The sequence below is a fragment of the Lactobacillus paragasseri genome, from assembly GCF_003584685.1.
Classification (GTDB): Bacteria; Bacillota; Bacilli; order Lactobacillales; family Lactobacillaceae; genus Lactobacillus; species Lactobacillus paragasseri.
In genome coordinates, this window is sequence record NZ_AP018549.1 from 1,278,672 (window position 1) to 1,295,332 (window position 16,661).

General features: G+C 36.0%; 17 protein-coding genes and 2 tRNA genes. 1 reads left to right on the forward strand and 18 read right to left on the reverse strand.

Annotation, left to right across the window (positions count from 1 at the left end; genetic code table 11):
• Nucleotides 1-7 precede the first annotated feature (7 nt).
• The 12 genes from atpD to LpgJCM5343_RS06250 form a co-directional block, all read right to left on the reverse strand.
• On the reverse strand, nt 8-1,450 hold the full coding sequence (gene atpD / locus LpgJCM5343_RS06195; protein ID WP_003648568.1) for a F0F1 ATP synthase subunit beta: 1,443 nt from the start codon (nt 1,448-1,450) through the stop codon (nt 8-10).
• 22 nt (nt 1,451-1,472) lie between these two features.
• A complete protein-coding gene (locus tag LpgJCM5343_RS06200) occupies nt 1,473-2,429 on the reverse strand; it encodes a F0F1 ATP synthase subunit gamma (protein ID WP_003648567.1) in 957 nt (318 codons plus the stop codon).
• A 17-nt stretch (nt 2,430-2,446) separates the two neighbouring features.
• A complete protein-coding gene (atpA, locus tag LpgJCM5343_RS06205; RefSeq protein ID WP_004897610.1) occupies nt 2,447-3,958 on the reverse strand; it encodes a F0F1 ATP synthase subunit alpha in 1,512 nt (503 codons plus the stop codon).
• Nucleotides 3,959-3,972: 14 nt separating this feature from the next.
• Nucleotides 3,973-4,521: a F0F1 ATP synthase subunit delta gene (locus LpgJCM5343_RS06210; RefSeq protein WP_003648565.1), complete on the reverse strand. Its 549-nt coding sequence runs from the start codon at nt 4,519-4,521 to the stop codon at nt 3,973-3,975.
• Complete coding sequence (gene atpF, locus LpgJCM5343_RS06215) at nt 4,521-5,021, reverse strand: F0F1 ATP synthase subunit B (RefSeq protein ID WP_101890813.1); 501 nt, start codon at nt 5,019-5,021, stop codon at nt 4,521-4,523. Before atpF ends, LpgJCM5343_RS06210 begins: the two co-directional genes overlap by 1 nt.
• 49 nt (nt 5,022-5,070) lie before the next feature.
• The gene (gene atpE, locus LpgJCM5343_RS06220) at nt 5,071-5,283 is read right to left on the reverse strand and encodes a F0F1 ATP synthase subunit C (protein WP_113576143.1); all 213 of its coding nucleotides are present in this window, start codon (nt 5,281-5,283) and stop codon (nt 5,071-5,073) included.
• A gap of 19 nt (nt 5,284-5,302) precedes the next feature.
• A complete protein-coding gene (atpB, locus tag LpgJCM5343_RS06225; RefSeq protein ID WP_003648562.1) occupies nt 5,303-6,019 on the reverse strand; it encodes a F0F1 ATP synthase subunit A in 717 nt (238 codons plus the stop codon).
• Nucleotides 6,020-6,110: 91 nt separating this feature from the next.
• Nucleotides 6,111-6,740: a uracil phosphoribosyltransferase gene (upp, locus tag LpgJCM5343_RS06230; RefSeq protein ID WP_101890814.1), complete on the reverse strand. Its 630-nt coding sequence runs from the start codon at nt 6,738-6,740 to the stop codon at nt 6,111-6,113.
• Between the two features lie 113 nt (nt 6,741-6,853).
• Nucleotides 6,854-7,846, reverse strand: coding sequence for an L-threonylcarbamoyladenylate synthase (locus LpgJCM5343_RS06235; RefSeq protein WP_020807184.1), 993 nt, complete (start codon nt 7,844-7,846; stop codon nt 6,854-6,856).
• Nucleotides 7,846-8,688 carry a peptide chain release factor N(5)-glutamine methyltransferase gene (gene prmC, locus LpgJCM5343_RS06240; RefSeq protein ID WP_039156159.1) on the reverse strand — a complete coding sequence of 281 codons (843 nt, stop codon included), beginning with the start codon at nt 8,686-8,688 and terminating at the stop codon, nt 7,846-7,848. The genes LpgJCM5343_RS06235 and prmC overlap by 1 nt, the downstream gene beginning before the upstream one ends.
• Nucleotides 8,681-9,769: a peptide chain release factor 1 gene (prfA, locus tag LpgJCM5343_RS06245; protein WP_101890815.1), complete on the reverse strand. Its 1,089-nt coding sequence runs from the start codon at nt 9,767-9,769 to the stop codon at nt 8,681-8,683. The genes prmC and prfA overlap by 8 nt, the downstream gene beginning before the upstream one ends.
• A 21-nt stretch (nt 9,770-9,790) precedes the next feature.
• Nucleotides 9,791-10,390: a thymidine kinase gene (locus LpgJCM5343_RS06250; protein WP_003648558.1), complete on the reverse strand. Its 600-nt coding sequence runs from the start codon at nt 10,388-10,390 to the stop codon at nt 9,791-9,793.
• A 158-nt stretch (nt 10,391-10,548) separates the two neighbouring features.
• On the opposite strand from LpgJCM5343_RS06250, the gene LpgJCM5343_RS06255 reads away from it, so the two are divergent.
• Nucleotides 10,549-11,901 (forward strand): Mur ligase family protein, encoded by a 1,353-nt coding sequence (locus tag LpgJCM5343_RS06255; protein ID WP_077958774.1) that lies wholly within the window; start codon nt 10,549-10,551, stop codon nt 11,899-11,901.
• A 38-nt stretch (nt 11,902-11,939) separates the two neighbouring features.
• On the opposite strand, the gene LpgJCM5343_RS06260 is transcribed toward LpgJCM5343_RS06255, so the two are convergent.
• The 6 genes from LpgJCM5343_RS06260 to LpgJCM5343_RS06285 form a co-directional block, all read right to left on the reverse strand.
• Nucleotides 11,940-12,959 carry a serine hydrolase domain-containing protein gene (locus tag LpgJCM5343_RS06260; RefSeq protein ID WP_003648556.1) on the reverse strand — a complete coding sequence of 340 codons (1,020 nt, stop codon included), beginning with the start codon at nt 12,957-12,959 and terminating at the stop codon, nt 11,940-11,942.
• A gap of 56 nt (nt 12,960-13,015) precedes the next feature.
• A tRNA-Gln gene (locus LpgJCM5343_RS06265) sits at nt 13,016-13,088 on the reverse strand.
• A 6-nt stretch (nt 13,089-13,094) separates the two neighbouring features.
• A tRNA-Glu gene (locus tag LpgJCM5343_RS06270) sits at nt 13,095-13,166 on the reverse strand.
• Between the two features lie 149 nt (nt 13,167-13,315).
• Nucleotides 13,316-13,756 carry a hypothetical protein gene (locus tag LpgJCM5343_RS06275; RefSeq protein ID WP_003648555.1) on the reverse strand — a complete coding sequence of 147 codons (441 nt, stop codon included), beginning with the start codon at nt 13,754-13,756 and terminating at the stop codon, nt 13,316-13,318.
• Nucleotides 13,757-13,774: 18 nt separating this feature from the next.
• Entirely contained in the window at nt 13,775-15,157 is a 1,383-nt protein-coding gene (locus LpgJCM5343_RS06280) for a DHA2 family efflux MFS transporter permease subunit (protein ID WP_101890877.1), read from the reverse strand.
• A gap of 104 nt (nt 15,158-15,261) precedes the next feature.
• The gene (locus tag LpgJCM5343_RS06285) at nt 15,262-16,605 is read right to left on the reverse strand and encodes a glucose-6-phosphate isomerase (RefSeq protein ID WP_048686421.1); all 1,344 of its coding nucleotides are present in this window, start codon (nt 16,603-16,605) and stop codon (nt 15,262-15,264) included.
• Nucleotides 16,606-16,661: the final 56 nt, after the last annotated feature.

Here is a 16,661-nt window from a genome sequence, read left to right on the forward strand (position 1 = left end):
CATCACCCTACTTTGCTTCTAGCATTGCTTTTGCTTCAGGATTTTTAGGAGTAACTCCCATCTTTTCAGCCTTCTTGACAACGTCTTCAATCGGACCAACGTTACGGAAAGCATCTTCTGGAAGATCATCTAACTTACCATCAATGATCATCTTGAATCCTTTAATTGTTTCTTTAATTGGAACATAAGAACCTGGAAGACCAGTAAATTGTTCAGCAACAAAGAAGTTTTGCGAAAGGAAGAATTGAATCTTTCTTGCACGTTCGACAATTAATTTTTCATCGTCTGATAATTCATCCATACCTAAAACGGAAATGATGTCTTGCAATTCTTGATAACGTTGCAAAATATGCTGAACTTGAACAGCAACTTCATAGTGCTCTTCACCAACAACTTCTGGATCTAATGCACTAGAAGTTGATTCAAGTGGATCAACAGCTGGATATATACCTTGTTCGACCAAACGACGTTCTAGGTTAGTAGTAGCGTCCAAGTGAGCAAATGTAGTTGCTGGAGCTGGGTCGGTATAGTCGTCAGCTGGAACATAAACAGCTTGAATAGAAGTAATAGATCCCTTCTTAGTTGAAGTAATACGTTCTTGCAATTGACCCATTTCAGTTGCTAAAGTTGGTTGATAACCAACGGCACTTGGCATACGACCAAGAAGAGCTGAAACTTCAGAACCAGCCTGAGTGAAACGGAAGATATTATCAATAAACAATAATACGTCCAAACCTTCAACATCGCGGAAGTATTCCGCAATAGTCAAACCAGTTAATGCAACACGCATTCTGGCACCAGGTGGCTCGTTCATCTGACCAAAGACCATAGCAGTCTTTGATAAAACTCCAGATGCCTTCATTTCAAAGTAAAGGTCATTACCTTCACGTGTTCTTTCACCAACACCAGTAAATACGGAAATACCACCGTGTTCTTGAGCGATGTTATGAATTAATTCCTGAATAATAGTTGTCTTACCAACACCGGCACCACCGAATAGACCAACTTTACCACCACGAACATATGGTTCAAGCAAATCGATAACTTTAATACCAGTTTCAAGAATTTCTTCACTCGTACTTAACTCATCGTACTTAGGTGCTTCTTTATGAATACCTTCACGTTTTACATCTTTACCTAAAGCAGGACCACCATCAATTGGATCACCTAATACGTTAAAGACACGTCCTAAAGTATCTTTACCAACAGGAACAGAAATTGGAGCACCAGTGTCTTCAACTTCCATTCCACGTCTCAAACCGTCGGTAGATTCCATTGAGATAGTTCTTAAAACACCATCACCAAGTTCTAGTGTAACTTCAAGAACAAGAGTATCACCATTGTTATTTGTGACACGTAAGGCGTTATTAATATCAGGCAAATCTTTATCTAGTGGAAATTCCACATCAACGACAGGTCCAATAACTTGGACAATTTCGCCTTTACCCAAAACATCTACCTCCTTTTCTATTTTATTCTAAGGCATTTGCTCCACCGATAATTTCAGTAATTTCGGTAGTAATCTGTGCCTGTCTTGCTCGGTTCAATTTTGTCTTCAAACCAGATACAACATCATCAGCATTTTTAGATGCACTCTGCATTGCAGTCATTGAACTGGCATGTTCTGCAGTTTTAGCATCCAAAATAGCACCAAAGATCATTGATTTAGCAAACTGTGGTAAAACTGTTTTTAGCACTGAATCAACATCTGGTTCAATAATATAATCTTTTGGCATTGTATCTTTATGATTAATATCAATGTCAGATATTGGAAGCATGCTCTCTACTCTAAAAGCAGAAGTCAATGTATTTACGTGGTGCGTATAACAAACGAAAAGCTCATCATAAACGCCATTTAAATACATTTTAACAGCAGTCTGGATAATGTCTCTTACTTCATTGTAAGTTGGAACATCACTTACTCCGCTATATTCATATACAACATTTAGATTTTGTTTCTTAAAGAATTGTGCTGCTACACTACCAACTGCCAAAATTTTAACGTCTTTATCTTGAGCATCAGCATCTTTAAAAATACTCATCATATTCTTAATAACTTGACTGTTATAAGAACCAACTAAACCTCTATCACCACTAATTACTAAGTAACCAGTAGATTTAATTTTCTTACGAGGTTGAACTAAAGACGCAAGAGTACCTAAATCAAAAAAGTTACTATAATCGATGCTGGCAGAGCCACCAAATTCGTTATATTCTTTGGTTTCTTTACCTAATTGCTTCACAATTTGTGAACTCATCAAGTGAGAAACTGTTGCTCTAACCTTATCGTTATAAATAGTATATTCTTGATCCAGCTTTTCAGTTCTATTCAGCTTAACACCAGAAACCATTCTCATAGCTTCAGTGATCTGACCTGTCTTCTGGATTGAAGCAATCTTTTTTTTCAGTTCAAGGAGAGATTCTGCCAATGAAAAAACCTCCTCTTCTATTTCTTACTGATTGAAAAACCTTCGTTGAAGTTCTTTAAAGCTTCGTTAAGCTTATCTTCCTCAGGTAAATCTCCCGTTGTCCGGATCACATCAAGCAAGTCATTATAGTTACTTGCAAAGTAATCATATAATTCAAGTTCATAACGTTGAATATCCGGTACAGGGATAGCATCCAAAAAGCCATGTGTTAAAGCATAAAGAATCAATACTTCATCTTCAACAGGAAGTGGCTTATGAAGTGGCTGCTTCAATACTTCAACAGTACGACGTCCACGGTTTAACTTAGCTTGAGTAGCTTGGTCAAGATCACTACCAAATTGAGCGAAACTTTCAAGCTCTCTATATGAAGCTAAGTCAACACGCAATGTACCTGCTACTTTCTTCATAGCCTTGATCTGTGCACTACCACCAACACGAGAAACAGATTCACCAGCGTTAATGGCAGGACGAGTACCAGCGAAGAATAAGTCGGCTTCCAAGAAAATCTGTCCATCAGTAATGGAAATAACGTTAGTTGGAATATATGCCGAAATATCTCCAGCTTGAGTTTGAATAAATGGTAAGGCAGTCATTGAACCGCCACCAAGTTTCTTATTCAGCTTAGCACTACGTTCCAGTAAACGAGAGTGTAAGTAGAATACGTCACCTGGGTAAGCTTCACGACCAGGTGGACGACGAAGAAGTAAGGAAATTTCACGGTAAGCAACGGCTTGTTTACTCAAGTCATCAAATACGATTAATACATCCTTACCATTGTACATAAACTCTTCACCCATAGCAGTACCTGCATATGGAGCAATGTAAAGCATTGGTGCTGGTTCACTAGGTCCAGCTTCTACTACAATTGTGTAGTCCATAGCACCAAATCGTTTTAAGGTTTCAACAGAGTTTTTAACTGTTGATTCCTTTTGACCAATGGCAACGTAAATACAAATGACATCTTGTCCTTTTTGATTAATGATAGTGTCTAAGGCAAGAGCAGTTTTACCTGTCTTACGGTCACCAATAATCAATTCACGCTGTCCTCGACCAATTGGAACTAAAGCATCGATAGCTTTAATACCAGTCTGTAAAGGTTGGTTAACGGATTGTCTATCCATAACACCAGGAGCTTTACTTTCGATAGGTCTAGTTTTATCAGTCTTAATCTCACCTAAACCATCTACTGGTTGTCCTAATGGGTTCACAACACGACCAATTAATTGATCGCCAACAGGAACTTCCATAATTCGACCAGTACGCTTAACTTGGTCACCTTCACGAATATCATCAAAGCGACCTAAGATGATGATACCAACATCATTAGCTTCTAGGTTTTGCGCAATACCATATGAACCGTTAGAAAATTGTAACAATTCACTTGATAATACGTTATTTAGACCGTGAGCACGGGCGATACCGTCACCGACGTAGGTAACAGTACCAACTTCGTTGACGTTGAGCTTATCATCATATTTCTCAAGTTGTTGCTTGATCAAAGCGCTAATTTCTTCCGCTTTAATGCTCAATGGTTTCACCTCTTTTATCTATTTTCAATTAATTGCTCACGAATTTGTTGCAATCTAGTTCTTATCGAACCATCAATAATGCGATCCCCGACTTTGAGGATTATACCTCCTAAGATACTGGAATCCACTTCATTTGTCAGAACCAATTTCTTAAAACCATACTTCTTAGCATAAGCTTGACTAATACGATTTAACTCGTCCTCATCAAGATTAATAGCACTCACTGCTGTGCCAGAAGCAATATTTTTATCTTCATCATAGAGCGCATCAAATGCGTTGATAATTTCAGTCAAGGCATTGAATCTTCCATATTCTAAGAGAAAGTCTAAAAAATTCTTTGTCTCAGAAGAAAACTCGCCACTAAAACTTGATAAAAAATCTTCTTTTTGATTCTTTCGAATAATTGGATCGCTTAACAAGCGTAGCATATCAGGATTCTCTTTAGCGACTTGAAGCAACACATTCATATCTTCGTGTACTTCATCAAGCTTTTTAGCATCCTGTGCATAAGCAAACAAAGCTTTACTGTATCTGGAAGCAATTTCTTCTCTACTTAAAGCCATTAGTCATTCAGCCCCTTGATAAATTGATCTACCAAGTCCTTTTGATCTGCAGCAGATAAACTCTTACTAATTACTTTTTCAGCAATTGCTACAGAAATATCTGCTACTTGATCACGAGCTTCGTTTAAAACATCTGTTTTTGCTTGCGCAGCGTCTTTAGATGCTCTTTCTCTAATTGCGGCAGCTTCTTGATCAGCCTGACTAATAATACTACTCTTAGTCTTTTCCGCATTGCTCTTTGCAGTAGAAAGAATTTGTGTTGCCTCTTGTTTAGAGTCTTTCAAGGCCGCTTCACGTTGATTAGCAAGAAGAGCTGCCTTTTTACGGTCACTTTCTGCTTGATCAAGGTCGCTGATCACCTTTTGACGACGCTTTTCCATCATCTTTGTTACTGGGCCCCAAGCAAAATGCTTAACCAAAAGGAGCAGAGCTGCAAAGATCAGAAGATAGTAAAGCGTATCTCCTAACTCTAATTTTAAGGCTGCAAACATAAATTGCATGTCTCAACCCTTCTTTCTCGTAATTACGATCTTATCTCTAAAACGCAAATTACAGGAATAGAATCAAGAAACCAATAACGATAGCCAAAATAGGAACGGCTTCGATCAAACCAACACCGATAAACATAGTTGATCTCAAGTTGTTAGCAGATTCTGGTTGTCTTGCGATAGCTTCAATAGTTTTTGAAATAACTTTTCCGTTACCCCAGGAAGCAGCTAAAGCAGCTAAACCGGCGGCAATTGCGGCAGCTAAATATTTCATAGAAAAAACCTCCGTAAAATTATTCTTCAGTAACCTTCTTACCAATGTACACCATTGATAAAGTTACGAATACATATGCCTGGATAGAGCCAATAAAGACAGAGAAGCCTTGCCAGATTAAAGTTAGTGGAACCGAAGCGATGACGGTAAACCAACCCGCACTCTTTGCAAAACGTCCACCGATTAAAGTTAGTAAAACTTCACCGGCATAAATATTACCGTAAAGACGTAGTGATAACGTCAAGAAATTGGTAAATTCCTCAATAATATTGATTGGAAGTAAAAATCCAACCGGTTTTGCATAATTTGCAAAATAACCTTTAGCACCAAACTTCTGAACACCAAAGTTATAAGACAAAAGCAATGTCATCATAGCCATAGTCATTGTAATCAATGGGTTGGCAGTTGGTGATTTGACAAGGATATGGTCATTAATTGAAAACTCAAAGAACAAACCTAACTGATTCATAAAGAAAATGAACATAAATAGGGTAAAGGCATAAAGAGATAGATGTTTTTGTGCATCTACATCGGCAACATTATCTTTAACAATTCCATTTGTAAAATCAATTAGATACTCTAACAAATTTTGCTTTTTATTAGGTTTTAAAGAAACATTGCGTCCTAAATACCAAACAAGAAAGAAAACCGCAATTGCGACTAACGTTCCCCCTAAGCAGTTAGTTACATTGAAATTCAAGCCGAATACATTAACGACTACAGATTTCTCATTCACTTCGTGACCTCCCTTCTTGTGCTGAATACCTCAAACACACTAAAAATGATAACACCCAAAAATTTCAATTTCAAAAGATTTTTGAGTAAAATTACTTAGTTCCGAACAATCTATCTCCTGCATCCCCTAGGCCTGGATAGATGTAACCGTTATCCATTAATTTTTCATCTTCTGCTGCTGCATAGATGTCAACATCTGGATTTGCTTCTTGAACGGCCTTTACACCTTCAGGAGCTGCTACTAAAACAGCTAAGCGAATGTTTTTAGCACCGCGCTTCTTTAATGCTCCAATAGCCATATTTGCGGATCCACCTGTTGCAAGCATTGGATCAACAATAATACATTCACGTTCTTCAATATCTGGTGGCATCTTGAAGAAATATTCATGTGGCTTTAAAGTCTCTTCATCACGATACATACCAATATGTCCAACTTTTGCAGATGGGATCATTTGAAGAACACCATCAACCATTCCAAGACCAGCACGCAAAATTGGTACAATAACCAATTTCTTACCTGCTAATTCTTTTTGAATTGACTTTCCAATTGGAGTTTCAATCTCAACATTCTTCAATGGCAAATCACGTGTCATTTCATACACCATGAGTCCACCAATTTCACCAACAATTTGACGAAATTCATTCGTACCTGTATCCTTCTTACGAATGATCGTCAACTTATGTTGGATCAACGGGTGATTCAAAACGGTAAACTTACCCATAATGGCCTCCTATTTTAAAAATAATACTTCGTTCATTATTTTAACAAATTATTAGATAAATGTTTCTTAAATCGTACGAAAAAAGGCATGTTTTTGATACATGCCTTTTAATATTAATGAAAATGATGTCCAGCAGCTGCTTTGTTTAAGCGATTCATATATGCAGGACTAATTGCTCCATGATCAAAACCTTGCACATAAATACGCTTAATATTATTTTCGCTATCAAAGTATCTGAGAGCACCGAATAAGTTGTGCGCTGCCTTATCAATTGTTTTACCTAAACTATATTTATTAGAACTATCAATTTTATCAAGCACTTCATCTAAAGCAGCTACTCCAGTTTCCTTATCCCATTTAATTTTTGAAAAGTCTGCTTCTTTATCAACGATAAATACTGGAGCACTAGGAGCATAATGACGATATTTCATCCCTGGAGCCTTTGGTACACCTTTAGTTTGAGTTGTACCCTTATTCATCAAAACTTCCTCTCCAAGCACTTTTGAAATTTCTTCAGGAGTAATTTCTCCAGGGCGAAGAACAGTTGGTGTTTCTACTGATAAATCAACAATTGTCGACTCTAAACCAATTTCCGTTGGTCCATTATCAATAATTCCAGCAATTTTCCCCTTTAAGTCATGATAAACATGTTCTGCTGTTGTTGGACTTGGCTTGGTTGAAGTATTGGCAGACGGACCTACAATTGGCTTTCCTAGCTCACTAATTAGGTCATGGGTCATTTCATCATCTGGGCAACGAAAAGCAGCAGTTGGGAGTCCTCCTGTTACAGCATCCGGTAAAGTACCTTCTTTAACAAAAAGAATAATTGTTAATGGACCAGGCCAGAAATGCTTAATTAATTTCTTTGCTCGCTCTGGTACTTCATTAACATAATTTTCCATCATTTTTTCATCAGAAACAGTGACAATTAATGGATTATCACTTGGACGTCCTTTAGCCGCATATACTCCTTTAACAGCTTTTTCATTAGTTGCTAAAGCACCAAGACCGTACACAGTTTCAGTTGGAAAGGCTACCAATTCACCTTTCTTCAAGAGTTCAACTGCTTCAGGAATTTGTTTTTTGCTGAAAATCTTAGTTTCCATTATTTCTTCCACCTTCCGTGAACCATCCTTGGCTTACCTGCTAAGTCATTTCTAAACTCAATTTTAAAGTCTGGCAATTCCGTTTCAAACAAATCTTTTAATTGATCTTTTTCGCTAAAACCAAATTCCAGAAAAAATTGCCCATGAGAATACAAATGCGAACGAATTTGTTTAGCAAATTTTCGATAAAAATCCAAGCCATCTTCTCCACCATATAATGCAGTATCTGGTTCATTTTTTATTACATTTGCATCCATCAAATCTTTTTCGCTAGTTTTAATATAAGGTGGGTTAGAAACAATAGTATCAAACTTTTCTAAACCTACTAAAACATTAGCTTTACGAGTTCTAACATCCAAGTCATATTTTAAAAAGTTTTCTTCGCTTTCACGTAAAGCAGCATCAGTAATATCGCTAGCATATAGAATTAGATTTTCGATTTTTTGATCTTGAGCCTGCTTAACTAAAGCAACCATAATTGCTCCCGAACCAGTACCTAAATCAAGAATTTTTTCACCAGATTTAATATTTTCAAGAGCCCACTTAACAAGCTCTTCAGTTTCAAATCTAGGTATTAAAACACCGCGATTAACCAAAATTTTATAACCATAAAACCAAGCATATCCCAAAATATATTGCGGAGATATTCCTCTACGCAATTTTTTCATATCTTTCAATGCTTGTTTTTCTTGATCTAGATTTAATTCATCATTTATATGTAATGCAAATTCTGAAGGTGTATAGCCTAATCGTTCGCCCAGGACATAGTCAACGTCATCTGAACGAAGTTCAGGACTATCTTTTAACACAGCTTCTTTTATCTGCTTTAAACTTTTAGGCATTTTCTTCAGCCATCTTTTCTAGTTGTTGGGTCTGGTAATAAAGAACTAAGGCATTAATAATCTCATCAAGTTCACCGTTCATTACTCGGTCTAGCTTGTTCAAAGTTAAGCCAATTCGATGATCAGTTACACGATTTTGCGGATAATTATATGTTCTAATTCTTTCTGAACGGTCTCCAGTACCCACTGCACCTTTTCTTTTAGCATCATATTTATCACGATTTTGACTTTCATAATAATCATAAACACGTGATTTTAAAATTTGCATCGCTTTTTCACGGTTTTGCTGTTGACTACGTTGATCTTGCATAGCAACTACAATTCCAGTTGGAAGGTGAGTCATACGAACAGCACTAGAAGTTTTGTTAATGTGCTGACCACCGGCACCAGATGAACGATAAACATCCACACGAATATCTTTAGGATCTAAATCAATATCTACTTGTTCATATTCCGGCATAACCGCAACTGTCGCAGTCGAAGTGTGAACACGGCCTTGAGATTCAGTCACAGGTACACGTTGAACACGGTGAGCTCCATTTTCATACTTTAATTTTGAGTAAACTTTATCGCCGGTAATCATAACAGCAACGCGCTTATAACCTCCTACTTCAGTTGGCTCTGAGTCAATTAAAGATACTTTCCAGCCTTGAGTTTCAGCATATTTCTCATACATTCTAAGTAAGTCACCAGCAAATAAGGATGCTTCATCCCCACCAGCAGCTCCTCTAATTTCCATAATGATATCTTTATCATCATTGGGATCTTTAGGAAGCATCAAAATCTTGATTTCATCTTCTAATTCAGCAACTTCTTTTTCTAATTCAGAATTTTCTTCCTTAGCCATTTCAACCAAATCATCATCAGATTCACTTGAAATAATTTCTTTATTGTCGTCGATTTCTTTTATATCAGACTTATATTTTCGATACTTTTGTACAACTTCGCGCATATCAGCTTCTTCTTTAGAAATTTCCATATAACGCTTAGTATCATTAATAACTTCCGGATCGGCCATCATTTCTTGAAGTTCTTCATAATGGGCAACTAATCCTTCTAATTGGGCCATCACTTTATCCATTTTTATTATCCTTCCTTACTTTTATCTTTGTTTATCGGGATGAAAATAGTGAAAACGACACACGGGATAATAAGACTCATCTCCGCCAATTTGAACTTGTTCACCCTCATAAACAGGTTTTCCAGAATTAATTCGTAAATTCATTGTAGCCTTATGACCGCAATAGTGACAAATGGTCTTCATTTCTTCTATTTTATCAGCAAAAATCAATAAGTTTTCACTGCCTTCAAATAAATGATTTTGAAAATCATTCTTTAAGCCAAATGCCATAACGGGAATCTTTAATTCATCAACAATTTTTGCACATTCTAAAACATGATGTTTCTTTAAAAACTGCGCCTCGTCAATTAAAACACAAGCTACAGTCCCATTACCAGACTCAACATCATTCTTATTCATTTTTGAAACATAATCAAACAAATTCAAATCTTCACTAATCGGCTCTGCCTTACGGTGCAGGCCAATTCTAGAAGCAACTGTACCAACACCGCTCCTATCATCCACACTACTCGTCATCAAGGCAATTTTCCGACCTTGCGCCTCATAATTATGGGCAACCTTTAGTATTTCAATTGACTTACCACTACTCATTGCACCATAGCGAAAAAACAATTGCGCCACTGCAAAATTCCTCCATTATCAAGTTTATGTACTTTCACTAGTATTATCCTAATTAGTATAAAGTAAATTTAAAAATCGTGCAGGTAAAAATAAAAAGGTCGTTTTCATTTTATTGATATGCTATAGTAAAATTTAGTTTTAAAGTGAGGGATAAGAATATGAATTTAAAATCAGGCATCGCTAAGGTAGCCGGTAAATCATCTTACTGGTTTCTTCATAATGTATTAAAGGGCGGGACGAGTTTTCCTGGAAAATTTGCCATGAAAATTGATCCTGAAGTATTAAATTCATTAGCAAAAGGCTATGAAACGATCATTGTTACTGGAACTAATGGTAAAACAATGACAACTGCTTTGATTGTAGAAGCATTAAGGAAAAAATATGGCGATATTTTAACCAATCCATCCGGCTCAAACATGCAACAAGGAATCGTTACAGCATTTTTAGCTCATAAAAATAAGAAAGCCAAAAAGAAAATTGCTGTACTAGAAGTTGATGAAGCAAACGTCAAAATGGTAACTAAGTTACTTCATCCTAGCGTATTTGTTTTGACAAATATTTTTCGTGATCAAATGGACCGTTATGGTGAAATTTATACTACTTACCAAAAAATTGTTGACGGAATTAAATTAGCCCCAAATGCTACAATTATTGCTAACGGGGATGCAAGTATCTTCTCTTCAGTTGAGCTTCCAAATAAAAAAGTATTTTATGGATTTAAGCTACCAGATGATAAAGCTGAAAATGACTTTAAAGCTCCAGTAAATACTGATGGTGTGTTATGTCCAAAATGTGATCATATTTTACATTATCATGAACGAATTTACGCAAATTTAGGAGATTTCTTCTGCCCTAATTGTGGTTATCATAGACCAGAATTAACTTATAGTGTAAATCAAATTATTGATCAAACTCCAAATAGTTTAAAATTCAAAATGGGTGAAAAAGAATACAGTATTGGCATCGGAGGAACTTATAACATCTACAATGCTTTAGCAGCTTATTCTGTTGCGCGTGAATTTGATTTAAGCGAGGAAGAAGTTGCTCAAAGTTTTGCTGAAAACAAGCGAATTTTTGGTCGCCAAGAATTAATTAATTATGCCGGGAAAGAAATCGACTTAATCTTAGTCAAAAATCCTGTTGGCCTTGATGAAGTTCTTCATATGCTCAACACTGAGAAAGATAACTATTCTTTAGTTGCTCTTTTGAATGCAAACCATGCAGACGGAATTGATACCTCTTGGATTTGGGATGCAGACTATGAAGGCCTCAACAAAGATAAAATCAAAAAAGTATTAGTTGGTGGGAAACGCTGGCATGATATGGGCTTTAGATTAGAGGTTGCTGGATTTAATCCGGGTCTAATGACCACAGCTACCAATAATGATGCTTTATTAGATGAAATTTCAAAATTACCAACTAAAAAAGTATATATTCTGGCTACATACACTGCTATGCTTTCACTTCGTAAAACTATGGGTGAAAAGAAAATTATTAAAGCAGGTATGTAACATAAAAGGCCACTGTCGCTTATGACAGTGGCCTTTTATTAGCCTTTATAAATATTTTCTTTTAAAAAGGTATCAACTATCTTTTCTCTCATCGCTAGAAAGACATGATTATGTCCACTAGGATGGATTCGATTAGTTAAGACAACCATCGCAGTTTGATTAAGGCGATCAATTAAGATAAAAGTACCAGTAAAACCTGTGTGATAAATAAGTGGATGCTGATCAACTGGATCAAAGCGTAAATCCCATCCCCAAGAACGAGGATGTACGTTTTTAGGTGTTTCAATTTGAAATAAGTTAGCTAATGTATCCTGCTTTAAAGGTAGAATATCATGACGTAGTCCTAAATAAGCCTGCGTCATTTTTATTAGATCTTCTAAGTTTGAAAATAAGCCAGCTGACCCACAATCCTTACCCAGTACACGTGCTTTAGGATCATGTACAATTCCTTGCAGCAACTCACCTTGTTCAGTATAAGCGGTAGGCACACAATCAGATGCTTTTGGATGAAACGTTGTTTCCTTCAGCTTAGCTGGTAAAATAATCTCCTGCCTAATTACATCTTGGACAGGTAAACCATATATTTTTTCAAGTACCAATCCCAATAAAATAAAATTGGTATCTGCATACCGCATTTTCGTTTCAAATTCATCAGTAACTGGTAAGCCGATAATTGCTTTTAATAAATCAGGAGCTGCTAGTTCATCTCGATTAGGAATCCAACCACGAATTCCACTAGTATGCGTCAATAAATGATTAAGGCGAATACGATCATCTTTAAATTCAGGAATAAACTCTTGAAGTGGCTCAGTAAAATTAAGTTTACCCTCTTCTTTTAATTTTAAGAAAACATTAGTAGTCCCTAACACCTTAGTTAAACTTGCTAAATCATAAAGTGCAAATGGACTAAGTTGTTCAATCTCAGGCATCAAACTAGCAAAACCTACTGTTGATGTAAACACCTGTTTTTTCTTAATAAATGCGTAGTTTACCCCTGGTACAATGCGCTCACTAACCATACTTTCAATTAAATGCTGAGTCTTAAAAAATTCTATCATCCTACCACCTGGATTATAAAATAAAACCGCCAGATCAACGATCTGACGGTAACATATTGAGATATTCGGGCTCGAACCGAAACATCCAGGAACCAGAATCCTGTGCCTTACCAATTTGGCTATATCTCAGTATTATCACCCGTACGAGAATTGAACTCGTAACTCCACCTTGAGAGGGTGGCGTCTTAACCATTTGACCAACGGGCAAATTCAACATATGTAAATATAATTGAATATCGTAAATCTGTCAAGTTTCATAATAATTTTTCTTAAAAAGTAATTTTAAATGAAAAAAGCTGCATCACGTCTTACTCACCATGATGCAGCTTTTCAATTATATCACTTATTATCCTACTTTATGACATAGTTTTACTACTTTTCTCAATCTCTTTAATTCGATTAATGTCCATTTTCAGCAGATTTTGTTTTAATTCTAGCCACTGTTTACTTAAATTTTTACTTTTTTTCTTAGCTTTTGTTTCTGAATAAGTAACTAATTTCTCTAAGTTAGAAAAGTTCTGGATTAGTTGATGCGCTTGATTTTGAATCAATTTAAAATCGTTTTTCACATCTTTTGTATTTTCACTGACTTGTAAAATTGCACGAACCTGCGGTTGACAAAAATCTTGCAAAACACTGGCAATTTCTTGCAATTTTGCAACATCTTTTCTATCAAAATGCAGTAAATCCTTCTGTTCATCCTTTTCTACAAGATCAATTGCAACCTCATTTCTAAAATAAAGCTCTTGAGCAAAACCATGGATATCTTTTTCTACCGCCAAGAAATTCTTGTTCATTATTAATTACACTTTCTTTTACTTATTTTCTTTACTCAGCTTAAACATAATCCAATCACATATCAAAATCAAAATTCCAAGGCCAAAAGTGAAATAAAATGCTGCCATACTTCCCTGAGCAGTCAAAGTAGTGTATTTTGCTGTATGCTTATTCTGAAAAATAGCTATAATTGCTGCTAAAATTGCTGTTCCCATTGAACCAGCTAGTTGTTGCGCTGTCTGACAAACAGCAGTTGCGTCTGACTTAAGGTTATTATCTACTATTTTCAAGCTTTGGGCCATTGTATTACTGAACGACATTCGATGTCCTAACATCAAAATTCCATAAAAGCAGATAATCATCCAGGTATTTAAGTTTAGTCCCCAATTAGCCAATAAGAAGCTCCCTAATGCCATTAAAAAAGCTCCACCATATAATGGCACTCTTGCACCTAAGCGATCATATAAACGGCCAAAATACGGATTTAAAAGTCCAGCAATAATACTTCCTGGAAGTAAAACCAGACCACCGATTAAAGAGCTTTGTTTGTTAACAATTTGAATATAATTGGGTAATACAAAACTTACACCAATATTGATAAATTGAAGCAAAAAGTACGCAAATGCACCAAAAACGAAAGCTTTATCTTCAAAAACTTTCAAGTCAAGCAACTTTCGAGTAGATCTTTTTGAAATTGTTACAAATAAAATGAACAAAACAACCGTTAAGATTAATAGTCCCCAAAGACGCCAGTTTTGTAATCCTTTACTTAATTGATTTACACCAATAACTAAGCTTACTAAACTAAGACTTAAAAATATATAAGCTAGCCAGTTAAATGACTTCTTTTGAACCGGATGATAACTTCCAATTACAAAAATACCGGAAATAAAGACAAAGAGGGCAAAAATTGCAGCAATAATGAAAATCCAGCGCCAATTAAGATAATACGAAATACTGCCTCCAACTGCAGGACCTAAAGTCGGTGCCATTGCAATTACTAAACCAGCAATTCCCATGTAAAATCCCCAGCTTTGCCTAGGCATTACCTCCACGATTAAATTAAACATCATCGGAGTGCATAGACCTACTCCCAGAGCTGAAATTAATCTTCCTAAAAGCAAAATGTAGAAACTTGATGCAAAAGCAGAAATCATGCTTCCAGTTATAAAGGCAACTGCTGCTGAAATGAACAATTGTCTTGCTGTAAATCGTTCATTTTGATAAGAAGAGCTAATCATAATAATCGCAATCATCAGCAAATAGCCAGTTGTAATCCATTGAATAGTGTCCAATGAAACTTGGAATTGCTTCATCATAGCAGGAAAAGTTACATTTAAACTAGTTTCAGTTAAAATTCCAACAAAAGACATGAATGCTGTTGCCAAAACTGCAAGTGTATTTTTAGTTTGTACTTTCATTTTTTCTCCAATAAAAAAGAGTGGAGGCAATCGCCTCTACCCTTTCTTTAACTATTAATTATAGTTATATTAATCCGCATACTATCAAAATATGCTAAGTAGATTTATTTTAAACGTTTAGTCAAATCATCATGTAAGTCTTCATAACCAGGCTTGTTCAAAAGACCAAACATGTTTCTCTTGTAACTTTCAACACCTGGTTGGTTAAATGGGTTAATACCGTTCAAGTAACCTGAAATACCTACAGCTAATTCGAACCAGTAAATTAAGTAACCTAAAGTGTGAGCTGATTGATTTTCAATATCAACAGTCATAACTGGTACTCCACCATCAGTATGAGCTAAAACTACACCTTCATATGCACGATCATTTACGTAGTTCATAGTCTTACCTGACAAGAAGTTCAATTGATCTAAGTTTTCTTTATCGTCTGGAATAGTTACATCATGTTCTGGATTTTCGACACGAATAACAGTTTCCATTAAATTACGACGACCTTCTTGGATATATTGACCAAGTGAGTGAAGATCAGTAGTGAAGTTAGCGCTAGATGGGTAAATGCCCTTTTGATCCTTACCTTCTGACTCACCCATTAATTGCTTCCACCATTCACCAAACATTCTTAATGATGGTTCATAGTTTTCAAGTAATTCAGTAGTATAACCCTTACGATAAAGAATGTTACGAAGAGCAGCATACTGGTAAGGATTATCTTCTGATACATCTGGATCAGTGTATGCAGCACGTGCATCTGCAGCACCCTTCATCATTGCATCAATATCTCCACCAGCTACAGCAATTGGAAGTAAACCAACAGCTGATAATACTGAGAAACGACCACCAATATCATCTGGAACTACAAATTCTTCGTAGCCTTCTGCATCAGCTTCAGTCTTTAACGCACCCTTAGCACGGTCAGTAGTTGCATAAATTCTCTTAGCAGCTTCTTCTTTACCATACTTCTTGATTAACTTATCCTTCAAGACACGGAAAGCAATTGAAGGTTCAGTAGTAGTACCAGACTTAGAAATAATATTGATTGAAAAGTCCTTGTCTCCTAACCATTCAAGTAAGTCATAGAGGTATGAACCTGAAAGAGAGTTACCACAAAATACAACAGTTGGATACTTTTCTTTTTCTCTGCCATAAAAAGAACTATTTAAAAATTCAATTGAAGCTTGGGCACCAAGGTAAGAACCACCGATACCAATACCAACTAAAACTTCAGAATCATTTTGAATCTTCTTAGCTGCTTTTTTAATACGGTCAAATTCGTCTTTATCGTAATTAATTGGTAAATCAATCCAACCACGGAAGTCACTACCTGCGCCAGTACCTTCGCGTAATTCTTTATCTGCAGCAGTTACCATTGCTTGCATTTCCTTTAATTCATTTTCATGAACAAACGGAGTTAATTTACTTGCATCAAAGTGAACAACTTTACTCATTATTTAAACTTCCTTTTTTGTAACTTTTTTCACGTACAAACCTTATTTTAGCAGTT

What these genes read in the sequence shown, in the direction of transcription:
- LpgJCM5343_RS06210 (WP_003648565.1), bottom strand. Translation starts at nt 4,521, where the DNA reads ATGGCTTTAAGTAGAGAAGAAATTGCTTCCAGATACAGTAAAGCTTTG.
- atpF (WP_101890813.1), bottom strand. Translation starts at nt 5,021, where the DNA reads ATGCAATTTATGTTTGCAGCCTTAAAATTAGAGTTAGGAGATACGCTT.
- atpE (WP_113576143.1), bottom strand. Translation starts at nt 5,283, where the DNA reads ATGAAATATTTAGCTGCCGCAATTGCCGCCGGTTTAGCTGCTTTAGCT.
- upp (WP_101890814.1), bottom strand. Translation starts at nt 6,740, where the DNA reads ATGGGTAAGTTTACCGTTTTGAATCACCCGTTGATCCAACATAAGTTG.
- LpgJCM5343_RS06235 (WP_020807184.1), bottom strand. Translation starts at nt 7,846, where the DNA reads ATGGAAACTAAGATTTTCAGCAAAAAACAAATTCCTGAAGCAGTTGAA.
- prmC (WP_039156159.1), bottom strand. Translation starts at nt 8,688, where the DNA reads ATGCCTAAAAGTTTAAAGCAGATAAAAGAAGCTGTGTTAAAAGATAGT.
- prfA (WP_101890815.1), bottom strand. Translation starts at nt 9,769, where the DNA reads ATGGATAAAGTGATGGCCCAATTAGAAGGATTAGTTGCCCATTATGAA.
- LpgJCM5343_RS06255 (WP_077958774.1), top strand. Translation starts at nt 10,549, where the DNA reads ATGAATTTAAAATCAGGCATCGCTAAGGTAGCCGGTAAATCATCTTAC.
- LpgJCM5343_RS06260 (WP_003648556.1), bottom strand. Translation starts at nt 12,959, where the DNA reads ATGATAGAATTTTTTAAGACTCAGCATTTAATTGAAAGTATGGTTAGT.
- LpgJCM5343_RS06275 (WP_003648555.1), bottom strand. Translation starts at nt 13,756, where the DNA reads ATGAACAAGAATTTCTTGGCGGTAGAAAAAGATATCCATGGTTTTGCT.
- LpgJCM5343_RS06280 (WP_101890877.1), bottom strand. Translation starts at nt 15,157, where the DNA reads ATGAAAGTACAAACTAAAAATACACTTGCAGTTTTGGCAACAGCATTC.
- LpgJCM5343_RS06285 (WP_048686421.1), bottom strand. Translation starts at nt 16,605, where the DNA reads ATGAGTAAAGTTGTTCACTTTGATGCAAGTAAATTAACTCCGTTTGTT.